At 64.3% G+C, this 13,574-nt stretch carries 20 protein-coding genes; 11 read left to right on the top strand and 9 right to left on the bottom strand.

What is annotated here, in order from left to right; translation table 11 throughout:
* Positions 1-75: 75 nt before the first annotated feature.
* The 7 genes from infB to pspF all read right to left on the bottom strand — a co-directional run bounded on the left by infB (position 76) and on the right by pspF (position 7,705).
* Entirely contained in the window at positions 76-2,640 is a 2,565-nt protein-coding gene (infB, locus tag BUA05_RS13820) for a translation initiation factor IF-2 (RefSeq protein WP_072675605.1), read from the bottom strand.
* A gap of 9 nt (positions 2,641-2,649) precedes the next feature.
* On the bottom strand, positions 2,650-3,459 hold the full coding sequence (locus BUA05_RS13815) for a DUF448 domain-containing protein (protein ID WP_084662730.1): 810 nt from the start codon (positions 3,457-3,459) through the stop codon (positions 2,650-2,652).
* Entirely contained in the window at positions 3,440-5,068 is a 1,629-nt protein-coding gene (gene nusA, locus BUA05_RS13810; protein ID WP_072675603.1) for a transcription termination factor NusA, read from the bottom strand. Before nusA ends, BUA05_RS13815 begins: the two co-directional genes overlap by 20 nt.
* Positions 5,065-5,628, bottom strand: a complete 564-nt coding sequence (rimP, locus tag BUA05_RS13805; protein ID WP_072675602.1) for a ribosome maturation protein RimP — start codon at positions 5,626-5,628, stop codon at positions 5,065-5,067. The genes nusA and rimP overlap by 4 nt, the downstream gene beginning before the upstream one ends.
* Positions 5,629-5,782: 154 nt before the next feature.
* Positions 5,783-6,190, bottom strand: coding sequence for a PilZ domain-containing protein (locus BUA05_RS13800; protein WP_072675601.1), 408 nt, complete (start codon positions 6,188-6,190; stop codon positions 5,783-5,785).
* Positions 6,191-6,296: 106 nt separating this feature from the next.
* A complete protein-coding gene (locus tag BUA05_RS13795) occupies positions 6,297-6,590 on the bottom strand; it encodes a hypothetical protein (RefSeq protein WP_072675600.1) in 294 nt (97 codons plus the stop codon).
* Positions 6,591-6,655: 65 nt separating this feature from the next.
* Positions 6,656-7,705, bottom strand: a complete 1,050-nt coding sequence (gene pspF, locus BUA05_RS13790; protein ID WP_072675599.1) for a phage shock protein operon transcriptional activator — start codon at positions 7,703-7,705, stop codon at positions 6,656-6,658.
* A 161-nt stretch (positions 7,706-7,866) separates the two neighbouring features.
* Here pspF and BUA05_RS13785 point away from each other — a divergent pair, with 161 nt between their 5' ends.
* The 11 genes from BUA05_RS13785 to BUA05_RS13735 are packed head-to-tail and all read left to right on the top strand — an operon-like array spanning position 7,867 to position 12,055.
* Positions 7,867-8,052, top strand: coding sequence for a hypothetical protein (locus tag BUA05_RS13785; protein ID WP_072675598.1), 186 nt, complete (start codon positions 7,867-7,869; stop codon positions 8,050-8,052).
* 1 nt (position 8,053) lies between these two features.
* On the top strand, positions 8,054-9,016 hold the full coding sequence (gene pspA / locus BUA05_RS13780; protein ID WP_245790211.1) for a phage shock protein PspA: 963 nt from the start codon (positions 8,054-8,056) through the stop codon (positions 9,014-9,016).
* Between the two features lie 3 nt (positions 9,017-9,019).
* A complete protein-coding gene (pspB, locus tag BUA05_RS13775) occupies positions 9,020-9,331 on the top strand; it encodes an envelope stress response membrane protein PspB (RefSeq protein WP_072675597.1) in 312 nt (103 codons plus the stop codon).
* Entirely contained in the window at positions 9,328-9,705 is a 378-nt protein-coding gene (gene pspC, locus BUA05_RS13770) for an envelope stress response membrane protein PspC (protein WP_072675596.1), read from the top strand. The genes pspB and pspC overlap by 4 nt, the downstream gene beginning before the upstream one ends.
* Positions 9,706-9,737: 32 nt before the next feature.
* Positions 9,738-10,079 (top strand): hypothetical protein, encoded by a 342-nt coding sequence (locus BUA05_RS13765; protein ID WP_084662728.1) that lies wholly within the window; start codon positions 9,738-9,740, stop codon positions 10,077-10,079.
* Positions 10,079-10,435: a hypothetical protein gene (locus tag BUA05_RS13760; protein ID WP_072675594.1), complete on the top strand. Its 357-nt coding sequence runs from the start codon at positions 10,079-10,081 to the stop codon at positions 10,433-10,435. The genes BUA05_RS13765 and BUA05_RS13760 overlap by 1 nt, the downstream gene beginning before the upstream one ends.
* Positions 10,435-10,803, top strand: coding sequence for a hypothetical protein (locus BUA05_RS13755; protein ID WP_072675593.1), 369 nt, complete (start codon positions 10,435-10,437; stop codon positions 10,801-10,803). The genes BUA05_RS13760 and BUA05_RS13755 overlap by 1 nt, the downstream gene beginning before the upstream one ends.
* The gene (locus BUA05_RS13750; protein WP_245790210.1) at positions 10,800-11,141 is read left to right on the top strand and encodes a hypothetical protein; all 342 of its coding nucleotides are present in this window, start codon (positions 10,800-10,802) and stop codon (positions 11,139-11,141) included. The genes BUA05_RS13755 and BUA05_RS13750 overlap by 4 nt, the downstream gene beginning before the upstream one ends.
* The gene (locus tag BUA05_RS13745) at positions 11,138-11,416 is read left to right on the top strand and encodes a hypothetical protein (protein ID WP_072675592.1); all 279 of its coding nucleotides are present in this window, start codon (positions 11,138-11,140) and stop codon (positions 11,414-11,416) included. The genes BUA05_RS13750 and BUA05_RS13745 overlap by 4 nt, the downstream gene beginning before the upstream one ends.
* Positions 11,413-11,592, top strand: coding sequence for a hypothetical protein (locus tag BUA05_RS13740; RefSeq protein ID WP_072675591.1), 180 nt, complete (start codon positions 11,413-11,415; stop codon positions 11,590-11,592). Before BUA05_RS13745 ends, BUA05_RS13740 begins: the two co-directional genes overlap by 4 nt.
* Before the next feature lie 55 nt (positions 11,593-11,647).
* Complete coding sequence (locus BUA05_RS13735; RefSeq protein ID WP_072675621.1) at positions 11,648-12,055, top strand: SufE family protein; 408 nt, start codon at positions 11,648-11,650, stop codon at positions 12,053-12,055.
* 182 nt (positions 12,056-12,237) lie between these two features.
* Here the strand turns inward: BUA05_RS13735 and BUA05_RS13730 are convergent, their stop codons facing one another.
* Entirely contained in the window at positions 12,238-12,735 is a 498-nt protein-coding gene (locus BUA05_RS13730) for a sterol desaturase family protein (protein WP_072675590.1), read from the bottom strand.
* Positions 12,732-13,475: a fatty acid desaturase gene (locus BUA05_RS13725; RefSeq protein ID WP_245790214.1), complete on the bottom strand. Its 744-nt coding sequence runs from the start codon at positions 13,473-13,475 to the stop codon at positions 12,732-12,734. Before BUA05_RS13725 ends, BUA05_RS13730 begins: the two co-directional genes overlap by 4 nt.
* Positions 13,476-13,574: the final 99 nt, after the last annotated feature.

Raw genomic sequence — 13,574 nt, 5'->3', positions numbered from 1 at the left:
CGCAGCGGGGTGGGCAGCCGGCGCACGCGGCACGGATCCACCCCCGGCCCCTCCCGCAAGCGGGAAGGGAGATCCTTACAACGTGCGCTCACGCTCCTCGACCGAGAAGACTTCGAGATTGTCGCCCGGCTTGATGTCGTTGGTGTCTTCCAGCACCACGCCGCATTCGAGCCCGGCGCGCACTTCGTCGACATCGTCCTTGAAGCGCCGCAGCGACTGGATCTTGGTCGCCGAGACGATGACATCCTGACGGGTGAGGCGGGCGAACAGGCCCTTGCGGATCGCGCCTTCCAGAACCAGGAGCCCTGCCGCCTTGTCCTTCTTGCCCGCCGGGAACACCTGCTTGACCTCGGCCCGGCCGACCACGGTTTCGATCCGTTCGGGGCCAAGCTCGCCTGCCATCTCCTTGGCGATTTCATCGGTCAGGTGATAGATGACGTCGTAATACATCATCCGCACATTATCGCGCTTCACCAGATCGCGCGCCTTGGCATTGGGACGCACGTTGAAACCGATGATCGGCGCCTTGGAAGCCGCCGCCAGCGTGACGTCGCTTTCGGTGATCGCACCAACGCCTGCATTGAGCACGCGCACCTTGATCTCGTCGTTCGAAAGGTTGTGCAGCGCGCCCACGATCGCCTCGACAGAGCCTTGCACGTCGGCCTTCACCACCACCGGGAATTCGATGACGCTGGAGGACAGGCTGCTGAACATCGTGTCGAAATTGGTCGGGGCCAGCGCGGTGCGCTTTTCGGTCGCCATTTCCTGACGATATTCGGCGACCTCGCGGGCGCGCTGTTCGTTCTCGACCACGGTGAAGCTGTCGCCTGCGGACGGGACGCCGCTCAGGCCCAGCACCTCGACCGGCATTGACGGGCCGGCCTCTTTCAGCTGCTGGCCCTTGTGATCGACCAGTGCGCGCACGCGGCCCGACTGGGTGCCGACCACGAAATTGTCGCCGCGTTTCAGCGTGCCGCGCGTGACCAGCACTGTCGCCACCGGGCCGCGGCCCTTGTCAAGCTGGGCTTCGATCACGGTCGCTTCGGCATCGCGATCGGGGCGGGCCTTCAATTCAAGCAGTTCGGCCTGCAACGCGATCGCTTCAAGCAGCTTGTCGATCCCCGCGCCGGTCTTGGCCGAAAGTTCGACATCCTGCACTTCGCCGCTCATCGCCTCGACCATGATATCATGTTCAAGCAGGCGTTCGCGCACCTTTTGCGGGTTCGCCTCGGGCTTGTCGCACTTGTTGATCGCCACGATCATCGGCACGCCTGCGGCCTTGGTGTGATTGATGGCCTCGATCGTCTGCGGCATGATCCCGTCGTCGGCAGCCACCACCAGGATCACGATGTCGGTGACATTCGCTCCGCGCGCGCGCATTTCCGAAAAGGCGGCGTGGCCGGGGGTGTCGAGGAAGGTGATCTTGTCCTTCGCCTTGGTGGTGATCTGGTAGGCGCCGATATGCTGGGTGATGCCGCCGGCCTCGCCCTTGACCACATCCGTACCGCGCAGGGCGTCGAGCAGGCTGGTCTTGCCGTGATCGACATGGCCCATGATCGTGACCACCGGCGGACGCGGACGCAGGGTTTCTTCGGGATCGCTGTCCTCGCTGGTGTTGATATCGACGTCGCTTGCCGACACACGGGTGATGTTGTGGCCGAATTCCTCGACCAGCAATTCGGCAGTGTCCTGATCGATGGTCTGGTTGACAGTGACCATCATGCCCATATTGAACAGCGCCTTCACCAGGTCCGCGCCCTTTTCGGCCATGCGGTTGGCGAGTTCCTGCACCGTGATCGCTTCCGGCACGACCACGTCGCGCACCTGCTTGTCGCGCGGCTTGGACGGGCCACCCTGACCGCGGCGTTCCTTTTCACGCGCGCGCTTCAATGCGGCGAGGCTGCGCGCACGGCGGCCTTCATCCTCGTTGAGCGCGCGGGTGACGGTCAGCTTGCCGGAACGGCGCTTGTCCTTGTCGGCATCGATCGGGGCAGCGCGCTTTTCTTCCTTCTTCTTCTTTTCCGGACGCTTGGCTTCGGGCCGCTCGACGGGCGTGAACCGGCGCGGACCGGGGGTAGCATCACCCGTCGCGGCAGGCTCGGCCGGGGCCTCGGTGGCAGCTTCGGCTGCCTGTGCTTCGGCGGGCTGTTCGACCGGCGCAGCCTTGGCGCTCTCGGCCTCGGCAGCGCGCAGCTTTTCGGCTGCTTCTTCGGCCCGCTTTTCCTCGGCGCGGCGGCGTTCTTCTTCCTCGCGCTGGCGGGCGGTTTCGTCGTCGCGCTTGCGCGCATCTTCGGCGAGCCGCAGACGCTCTTCCTCGGCTTCGAGCTGGAGCCGCTTGACGCGTTCCTGCGGCGTTTCACCGGCAGGCGCGGGGCGGGCAGGCGCGGCGGGGCGCGGCGCGGGCTTGGGCGCGGCGGCGACCGGGGCAGGCGCGGGTTCGGGCGCCGGTGCCGGTGCCGGTGCCGGTGCCGGAGCCTGTTCAGGCGTTTCGCCGGGCTTCACGAGCTTGCGGCGCCGCTTCACCTCGACCGCCACCTTGTTGGTGCGGCCGTGGCTGAAGGTCTGCTTGACCTCGCCCGCATCGACCGACCGCTTGAGGCCCAGAGGTTTGCGGGTGCGCTGGTTGTTGTCGTCGCTCATTATCGCTCGTCAATCCTTACCGTATTCATCATGTGCCGAACGGCCAGCCGTGGGCCGATCGCTGTGGCCGGGCGTATCCCGGCCGGTTATGTCCATCATGTCCCGTGCATCCGGAGCCGCCGCATCGGGCGGCGAGCCGCCGTCAGCGACAAAGCGCGAAAGCCGGGAAACCGCCTGCTGCACCCGCATTGCGGCGCGCATGTCACCGGCATGGCCGGCAACGCCGAGGTGGACGACATTGTCGCGGCCCAATGCCACAGACAGCGCGTTGCGGTCCAGAGGCAAGACCTGCCCCCGTTCGCCCGATCCTTCCGCCTCGCGACCGACCCGCCAGGCCTGGTCGAGCTTGCGCCGTCCATCCTCGCTGCTGTCGGCTGCGTGAAGCAGCGCGGCAAGCCGCCCGGCGCGGGCCTGTTCCTCGATCCGGGCCGAGCCCAGCACAATCTTGCCGCTGCGCAGTTCCAGCCCCAGCCGGTCGCCCAGATGGCGTGCCAGCGCGGCTTCGACCCGCTGGCCAAGATCATCGGGAATCGAAAGAGACGCACCCTTGAAGGCACGCATCAGCGCCCGCTTAAGATGGCCCTCGGTCAGCGCGGTTTCAAGCGCGGCGCGGCTTACGCCGATCCACGCTCCGCGCCCCGGCGCCTTGGCCGCCACATCGGGCAGCACCAGCCCATCAGGCGAGATCGCCAGCCGCACGAGCATGTCGCGCGGGGCATTATCCCCCGAAAGGATGCAGCGCCGTTCGCTCCCGGACGTGTCTGGGAGAACCGGCTCGGCGATGTCGGACGTCAGGCGCTCATTGGGTGGAGTCCGCATCGGCGGCCTCCTCGGTCGGTTCATCCTCGAACCAGTGCGCACGCGCGGCCATGATGATGGCGTTGCCCTGCTCTTCGTTCAGGCCATATTCGCCCAGCACGCCGCCCTTGTCCTGCTCGCGCTGCGGACGCCGCATCGGCGGGCCTTCCGCCGTGTTGCGGCGACGCGGTGCTTCGCGCTTCTTGGCGATCAGCTCGTCGGTGGCGAGATCGGCCAGATCATCCAGCGTCTTGATCCCCGCCTTGCCCAGCGTGACCAGCATCGCTTCGGTCAGGTGCGGAATCTCTGCCAGCGCGTCCTCCACGCCCAGTTCGCGGCGGACCTGGCGGTGGGCTGCTTCCTGGCGCTCGAGCGCTTCCAATGCGCGGCTCTGGAGTTCCGCGGCAAGATCATCGTCAAAGCCTTCGATGCTGGCGAGTTCGGCCAGTTCGACATAGGCGACTTCTTCAAGCTCGGCGAAGCCTTCGGCAACGAGCAGCTGGGCCAGCGTTTCGTCGACGTCGAGTTCTTCCTCGAACATCTTGGAACGTTCGGCGAATTCCTTGGAACGCTTCTCGGAAGCCTCTTCCTCGGTCATGATGTCGATCTGGTGGCCGGTCAACTGGCTCGCCAGCCGCACGTTCTGGCCGCGGCGGCCAATTGCCAGCGAAAGCTGATCATCGGGCACCACCACTTCGATGCGGCCTTCTTCCTCGTCAAGCACGACGCGCGCCACAGTGGCAGGCTGCAATGCGTTGACGACGAAGGTCGCGGTGTCTTCCGACCAGGGGATGATGTCGATCTTCTCGCCCTGCAGTTCCTGCACCACCGCCTGCACGCGGCTGCCCTTCATGCCGACGCAGGCGCCGACCGGGTCGATGCTGGAATCGTGGCTGATCACGCCGATCTTGGCGCGGCTGCCCGGATCGCGGGCGGCGGCCTTGATTTCGATGATGCCGTCGTAGATTTCGGGCACTTCCTGCGCGAACAGCTTCTTCATGAAATCGGGATGTGCGCGGGACAGGAAGATCTGCGGGCCGCGGTTGTTGCGTTCCACTTTGGTGATCAGCGCGCGCACGCGCTCACCGGTCCGGGCGGCTTCGCGCGGGATCTGCTGGTCGCGGCGGATCACGCCCTCAGCGCGGCCGAGATTGACGATCACGTGGCCGAATTCGACCGACTTGATCACGCCGGTGATGATTTCGCCCGCGCGATCCTTGAATTCTTCAAACTGGCGTTCACGCTCGGCATCGCGGACCTTCTGGAAGATCACCTGCTTGGCGGACTGCGCGTCGATCCGGCCAAGATCGACCGGCGGCAGCGGATCAACGATGAAATCGCCGACCTTGGCGCCTGCCTGCAGCTTTTCGCCCTGCTTCAGGTCAACCTGCTTGAAGTAGTCTTCGACCTCCTCGACCACCTCGACCACGCGCCACAGCGTCAGATCGCCGGTCAGCGGATCAAGCTTGGCACGGATATCGTTTTCCGCGCCGTAACGGTTGCGCGCGGATTTCTGGATCGCTTCTTCCATCGCCTCGATGACGATCGCCTTGTCGATCATCTTTTCCGAGGCGACCGCGTTGGCGATCGCGAGCAGTTCAGCCTTGTTGGCGGAAATGGCACTCATCAGTCGTCTGCCTTTTCTTTGTCTTCGATGAGTTCATCGGCACCGCTGGTGTCCAGCGGCCTTGTGGCGGCAATCAGCGCGTCGGTGAGGACGAGCCTGGCCGAATGAATCTGTTCCAGCGGCAAGTGCACATCGCCCGCCTTGGCATCGGTGATATGCACCATGCCATCCGCGATCCCGTGCAGAATACCCTTGCTGACACGCTGGCCGTCATGGGTTTTGACCATCACGATCCGGGCTTCGTGTCCGGCCCAGTCGGTGAAATCCTTGCTCCGGGTCAGCGGGCGATCAATGCCGGGCGAGCTGACTTCGAGGTGATAGGCGCCTTCAATCAGCACCTCGCCCGCTTCTTCGGCGGTGTCGATCACGTCGGAAACGCGGCGCGACAGCGCGGCACATTGATCGATCACCAGCTGGCCCGTCGCCGGGTCTTCGGCCATGATCTGCAGCGCCATGCCGCCGTCCCCGGCTTCTGACGTGATCATCGCCACGCGCACGAGCGCGAATCCCAGGGCAGCAGCCTCGGGTTCGATCAGCTCGGTCAGGCGCGCGATATCGGCCATTCGGTCTCCGGTCAGAAGGCATGATCGCAACGGGGTTCGGGCCGGCCCCCGAAAGGCGCCAGCATCCAAACCTTGTCACGACAATGCCGGGATGGGCGGTCACTTAGGCGCAGGCGAAAGATTTGGCAAGTGCGAAGCGCGCAACTTGCGGGGATCAGGCGGGGCTTTCACCCTTGACCCAGCGCCGCACCTGATCGCGGAACGCCTCGCGCTCGCGCTGCTCGAAGGTTTCGGCATGACGGCGCACCGCCAGCACCGCCGCATCGGGCAGCGACTGGTCAAACACAAGGCCATTGACCCCGCCGGCAACACCGGGATCGCGGCGGACGACTTCGGCAAAGGCCTCGATCCCCGCGATCTGGAGATAGGCACAGTCCCCGCACGGCAGCGGGCGCGCCAGCCCGATCCGCGCCCCGCTGCGCGACAGGTCGAGCAGCACGCAGGTCTCGGTGGCATAGGTCGCCACCAGTCGCACCGGGATTGCCAGCCGCAGGCGCGGCGCGCTGCGCCGGCCGGCTGGCCGGGGAAATGGCGATTCGTGCGGACGGACAGGCTGCAACATCGCGCCGCAGCCTGCCGAGGCGCAGTGAAAGCCAGACCAAGCCGCGGCTAAGGATATTTACTTGGGCAAGCCCGCAGGCGCGCTGCGCGAACGGTTATGGCGCGGTTCAGTCGGCCCAGCCGTCATTCGGCTTGCGCTGGCCAGTCGTGGCGGTTGCCGCACCATAGCTCCAGCCATCCTTCGCCATATCCTCGGCGAGGCGTTGCTTCTGGTTGTGCGTGAGCGGCCTTTCGCCGCCCCGCGCGGCGACTTCGGCAGAGACATTCTCAACCTCGGGCATGAGATGGGATGCGCCAAAGGGCAGCAGCAGCCCCAACATCATGATCGTCAGCATGAACAGGCCGATGATGAGCCGGGCGCCGTCGATCAGCTTCTCGAACAGGTTGACGAACGCGCGCATGAATTGGCTCCCGACAGGCAAAGGCAATGCGCGCCGGATGCTAGCGGCAAATCATTATCAAGCGGTTACGCGCCGCCGGTTTCCTGCCCTTCCATCAGGCCATGCTTGCGGATCGCGTGGCGCAGCTGATCATAGGTGAGGCCCAGCGCACGGGCGGTCTGGCGCTGGTTCCAGCGATGCTTGCCCAGCGCATGTTCAAGGATCGCGCGTTCATGCCGATCCACGGCCGCGCGCAGATCGTCGACCATGTCGAAATCATCCGCAGAAGGCGCGGCAGGCGCGGGGCCCGCGGCGCCGGGCGGTGCGGCAGCAGCGCGGCGATGTTCGGGCGGCCGCGGACGCCACGGGCTGTCAAAGGGGTCGAACTGGACATGGGCGATGGCGGTTTCGGGATCGTCCCAGCGATAGACCGCGCGTTCGATCACGTTGCGAAGCTCGCGGACATTGCCGGGCCATGCATAATCTTCAAGGCTGGCCATAACGTGCGGCGCAAAGCCGGGCCAGGCGTGCCAATCAAGCTCGGCCCCCATCCGCCGCCCGAAATATTCCGCCAGTACGCCGATATCGCCTTCGCGCACGCGCAGCGGCGGCAGGGTGATGACCTCGAAACTCAGCCGGTCGAGCAGGTCGGCGCGAAATTCGCCGCTGCCTGCCAGCGCGGGCAGATCATCATTGGTGGCGGCGACAATGCGCACATCGACCCGGATCGGGCGCGAGGCACCGATGCGGGTGACCTCGCCATATTCGACCGCGCGCAGCAGCCGTTCCTGCGCGCCCATCGACAGCGTGCCGAGTTCATCGAGGAACAGCGTGCCGCGGTCGGCCTCCTCGAAGCGCCCCACGCGCGCCTTGGTGGCGCCGGTAAAGGCCCCCGCCTCGTGGCCGAACAGTTCGGCCTCGATCAGGGTTTCGGGCAGCGCCGCGCAGTTCATGGTGACCAGCGGTTCGTCCCAGCGGGTCGACAGGCGGTGGAGACGTTCGGCAATCAGTTCCTTGCCCGTCCCGCGCTCGCCGATCACCAGCACCGGGCGGTTCATCGAAGCCGCACGGCTGGCGCGCTCGACCGCGTCGAGGAAGGCGCCCGATTGGCCGATGAACTGGCTTTCCCGCTCCATGACCAACCTATAGTGAAATTCCCCAATGCTTGGCAATAGAGACCAATCGGTGCTTGTGCGGAAACCGTGAGAATCCTCGATTTCCGCCATTTTCACAGTTTGGCACGCCGATTGCACAATACCGGGCAAGACCACTGAACACCATTTGAGAAGGCTCGGACATGATCGACCGCAAACCCGCCGCCAACAGCTTCTGGAACACCAAGCTCGGGCAGGCCGCGATGGCCAGCATTGCCGCGATGGTGCTGATGATCGCATTGTCATCGCAGATCCAGTCGGGCGCGGCCAACGCCAGCCCGATCGCCCACCCCGCTGCGGAAAGCGGCGGGATGATCGAGATCGCCTGAGATGGGCGATCCCCGCACCCCGCATGACCCCCTAGGGCCGGAGCGTAACGTTCCCCCCGCAGATGCTGCCGGTGACGCGCGCTCCACGCGCGACAACCAGCGCAGCGACGCTCCGGCCCACCCTGCCACCAGCCGCCTTTCGCGGCTTGACGAGGAAATCGAAGCCTTGCGCCGCAGCCCCACCCCGACGCAGGCTCGCGCCCGCACCAATGCCGGCGACACATCCCGAGTCGCCGCGCAGGATCGCGTCAATTCGTTTCTCGATGGAGTAGCCTTCATGGGCATTTTCAGCCGTACCCGCGATATCATCGCTGCCAATTTCAACGACATGCTCGACAAGGCGGATGATCCGACCAAGATGATCCGCATGATCATCCTCGAAATGGAGGAAACCCTGGTCGAAGTCCGCGCCAGCGCGGCGCGCACCATTGCCGATCAGAAGGAAATGCACCGCCACTGCGTCAAGCTCGACAAGCTGCAGGCCGACTGGGCCGAAAAGGCGCAGCTCGCCCTGTCGAAGGATCGCGAGGATCTGGCCCGCGCCGCGCTGGTCGAGCGCAAGAAGGCCAGCGACATGGCCGACCAGCTCAAGGCCGAGATCGCCGTGCTCGACGATGCGCTGCGCGCCTATGAGGACGACATCCAGAAGCTGCAGCACCGCCTGCGCGAAGCCCGCAGCCGCCAGACCGCGATCGCCGCGCGCCTCGAAAGCGCCGAGAACCGCGTCAAGCTGCGCACCCTGATGAGCACCGAACGCACTGATGAAGCACTGGCCCGTTTCGACCAGCTCGAACGCCGGGTCGATTACGCCGAAGGCCGCGCTGACGCTTTGCAGATTGCAGAAGGCAAGACCCCGTCGCTCGCCGATGAAATCGCGGCGCTCGCCGGATCGGACGCGATCGATGACGAACTGGAAGCCATGAAGAAAGCGCTCGGCAAGGCCGACGACAGCAAGGAGGGTTAAGCTATGGAAGACGGACTTATCGCGGTAATGATCGTTGCCACGCTTTTCATCGGCCTGCCGTGGGTGATCCTGCACTACATGACCAAGTGGAAGACCGCCGCAACCATCACCACCGATGACGAAGTGCTGCTGGAAGAACTCTACAACCTCGCCAAGCGGCTCGACGAGCGGATGGATACGGTCGAACGGCTGGTGGCCAGCGACGATCCCGAATTCACCCCCGCCCGCCGTCTGATCGCCGATCAGAAAAAGGACAACCAGCAGCTGCGCGAACTCGAAGCGCTGATGGCCGAGAAGAAAGGAACCCGCGCATGAACAGCCCCCGCACCACGCTTTACCGCGACAAGTATAATGGCAGACTGATGGGCGTTTGCGCCGGGATTGCCGATTACACCGGGATCAACGTGTTCTGGATCCGGTTTGCGGCGGTAGCATCGATCTTCATCACCGGCGGGCCTTCGATCATCGCCTATCTGATCGCCGGGTTTCTGCTCAACAAGAAGCCACCCCACCTCTACCGCGACGAACGCGAACAAAAATACTGGCAGGGCGTGCGCCAGAATCCCAAGCGTACGGCGCGCGAAATCCGCGCAAGCTTTCGCGATATCGACCGGCGGCTGGCGGCGGTGGAAACCCACTATGTCACCAGCAACCCGCGCCTGACCGCCGAAATCGAGCGGCTGCGCTGAGCGCCCGCCACATCTGACAGGGGAACACGATAATGACTGGGGAAATGGCGCTGATGATCCCGATCCTGGGCATTCTGCTCGGCTTTTTCGGGGTCTGGACCAACCACAAGGAAAAGGTCGCCAAGCTGCAGACCAAGGCCGTGGCGAGTGAAACCGCCGAAAAGGCCGCACAATATGCGAGCCACATCCAGCGGCTTGAAGACCGGGTGCAGGTGCTCGAACGGATCATCACCGATCGCGGCTACGACATCGCCACACAGATCGAAGCGCTGCGCGATACGCGGCGGGTCGATTCAGGTGCAGGCCTGCCGCTCGACCTCGAACGCAAGGCCCTCGCAGACAACAAGGCCCTCGCAGACAAGGAGCACGTGTGATGGACTTCGGAGGACCGGATTTCGTCATCGCCATCATTGCCCTGAGCACCGGTGGATGGCTGATCAACAACTGGATCCGCGCCAAGCACGGCTACTCGCTCGAGGATGAATGGGGCGGCAAGACCGAGCGCGCGGACAGCGCGGAGGCGCAGCGGCTCAAGGCCGAGAACGAAGAATTGCACGGCAAGATCGACGCCATGCAGGATCGTATGATCGTGCTGGAAAAGATCGTCACTGACCGCGGCTATTCGCTTAGCGAAGAAATCGAAGCTTTGCGTGATACGCGCCGAGCGGATGCCAATGAATTAGCAGGCACCAGCGTGCCACTCAGCCTCGAAAACAAGGAGCGCGTGTGATGCAAGCATCGGATTTTCTTCCCTATCTCGGCTGGATCATCCTTGCCTGCTCGGTGCTTGCCGGGCTTGGCATCCTCGCCTCGTTCCAGGTCACCCGGATGAAGATCAAGAATGGCTACCCGCTCGAAGGCATGTGGGGCCAGTCTTTGAAACCCGGTTCGGACAAGCAAACCGCGCACCGCGTGACCCTGCTGACTCAGGAAAACGCCGAATTGCGCGCCGAACTCGGCTCGGTGAAGGATCGGCTGATCAATGTCGAACGGATCGTCACCGATGGCGGCTATCACCTCGGCGCCGAAATCGAAGCGCTGAGAGATTCGGCGCGTGACCGTGCGCTGTCGAACCTCAAGGACAAGGGCGAGGCATGATCAGCAGCTGGGCCATCGTTGCCATCATCGCGATCATCGTCTGGGGCGTGGTGCAGTACGGCAAGGCGCGCGCCGGGATCATCACCGATGAAGACGGCAATGAAACCCTTGCCCCGCGCAATGACAATCGCAGCGCGGCCGAACTGGAAGCGGCGCGGCGCGAACTTCAAGACCTGCGCGAGCGTGTGAACGTGCTCGAACGCATCGCCACCGATGGCAACACCAGCGACGCCCGCGAACGCGCGCGCATCGCCGCCGAAATCGAAGCCCTGCGGGCCCTGCCCGCATCGCATGATGAGCGGGCAATCCCGCATACCAAGGAGGACCAGAGCGAATGATGACGCCCCTTCTCGATCCCGCCATCGTCATGGCCGTGACCTGTCTGGTGGGGATCACCGTTGTCGCTGCCGCCCTGCTGCGCGGCTGGCACGGCTGGCTTGACCTGAAACGGCAGGAACTTGAACGCGGCGCCCCCGCAACCACCGCCGCAACCACCGCCGCCCGCACCCCGGACGCCGAAGGTTCCGGGATCGGCACCGCCCGGATCGAACTGGCCGACCTCAAGGAACGCATCCGCAAGCTGGAAGCCATCGCCAGCGGGGTTGAACTGTGAGCGGGCCGCGCAGCACCGCCGCTGCTCAGGCCGGGATCGGGTTCGGCAGCGCGCTCGCCATCGCGATCAGCTGGAGCGTCAACAAATCGATATTCTGGGCAATCGTGCAGGGCTTTTTCGGCTGGTTCTACGTGATCTACTACGCCTTCACCCGCCCCGGCGGGCTGATGGGCTAGGCACGAGGGCCAATCACCCCTTCCGTTTCGCAGTCACCCTGCCTAAATGCGCCTGATGCGCTCCCTTTCCGACATTCTCGAAGAGTACGAATTCCTCGAAGGCGATGACCGTTACGGCCTGCTGATCGAGCTTGGGCGGACGCTCGAACCGATGCCCGATGCGCTGAAAACCGACGCCACACTGGTGCGCGGCTGTTCAGCAGCGGTGTGGGTCTATCCCGCCTCGCAGCAGGAACAGAAATTGCACTTCCTCGCCGATAGCAACGCCGCGATCACCAAGGGCATTGTCGCGCTGGTGATTTCGGCGGTGCAGGACAGGCCGGCGTCCGAAGTGGCGCAGATGGACGTGATGGGCGCACTCGCCCCGTTCGATCTGAAAAACCAGCTATCGAGCAACCGCACGCAGGGCGTGCCGAACATGATCGGTCTGGTGAAAGAACACGCCGCGCGGATTGCTTCTTGAGTGCCGCACGCCCTCCGGCGCGCGAAATCCTCGCTCATGCAGCCTGAAGGCTGCGTCGCTGCGGGCGGCCGGTCGGCCTTGCGGTGCTTGCGGCACCGGTGTTTCTTGCGTCCCGCACGCCCTCCGGCGCGCGAAATCCTCGCTCATGCAGCCTGAAGGCTGCGTCGCTGCGGGCGGCCGGATCAGCCAACCGAATCCCTGACCACCGCGATCCCGGCTTCCTTCTGCGCCTTCAGCTCAGCCTTTAGCTTGGCCGGATCGCGCGCAAAGACGAAGCCGAAGCTGACCCCGCCTTCTTTCCCGATGGTCGCATGGTGCAGCTTGTGCGCCTGCACCAGCCGCTTGGCATAGCCTTTGCGCGGCACCCACTTCCAATAGCGTTGGTGAACCAGCCCATCATGCACCAGCGTGTAGATCACCCCATACAGCGTGATCCCGACCGCAAACCACCACAGCCAGTCCCAGTAGAGCGAGCCATAGATATACATCGCGGCATTGATCGTGCCGAAGACCACCGCGAACAGATCGTTCTTTTCCAGCACATTGTCATGCGGTTCGTGATGATCGCGGTGCCAGCCCCAGCCCCAGCCGTGCATGATGTACTTGTGCGCGACCCACGCGAACAGCTCCATCCCGATCAGCGAGGACATGACGGTGAGGACAATTTCGAGCCAGCTCATGCAGGCACCTTCGCAGTCAATTCCGTATCGCCCACCCCGGCCCGTTTCGCCGCAGGCAGGCTCCACCACGGCACGTCGGGCCGGTGGTGATGTTCCAGATGATAGCCGAAATGGAAGCAGGTGGCGAGACTGGCCAGCGTGCCGAAATCATTGCTGCGGGCATTGTGCCGGTCGGCAAAGGGCTGGCCTTCGCGGTGACAATGCGGGCGATAGGTGCCGAAATAGAACAATTGCAGCGACGATCCCAGCGCCGGCAGGCCATAGAGCAGCACGATCTGCACCATCGGCACCCCGATCACCAGCCAGTAGATCCCCACCACCGTGTGGACATAAAGCAGCGACCGCCAGCCGAAATAGCGTTTGAAGAACGTCCCATACCACCGAAAGAAATCATCCGGGTGATGTTCATCGAAATCGGGATCGCCCGCGTGGCCCGCCAGCTTGTGATGGGCGAAATGCGCGTCGCGCAGCTGCTTCCATCCAAAGCCTGCGTAAAGCGCCAGCAGCACCGCCCCGATCGCGCCATTCAGCTTCGGCTTGCCCGGAACCAGGCTGCCATGCATCGCATCATGGCAGACGATAAACACGCCGACCGAAAGCCAGCATTGCGCCGCCGCCATTGCAAGCGCGAGAGGCAGGCTTTCCCATGTCAGGGTGAACACCAGAATGCCGTAGAAATGGATCGCCAGCCAGTTGCCCGCGATCGCCGCCGCCAGCGCCAGCCCGATTGCGCCCTGCATCACGCGCGCGCGAGGATTGAAGTGCGGCTTCATGTCAGAACGATACGCGCTTGCGGCCCATAAGGATGCCTATAGAACGCTGGCGCAAAGCTGCAATTG

Source organism: Erythrobacter sanguineus (assembly GCF_900143235.1).
GTDB classification, from domain to species: domain Bacteria; phylum Pseudomonadota; class Alphaproteobacteria; order Sphingomonadales; family Sphingomonadaceae; genus Erythrobacter; species Erythrobacter sanguineus.
The sequence above is the reverse complement of the archived record's forward strand: the minus strand, read 5'-3'. Positions and strand labels throughout refer to the sequence as shown.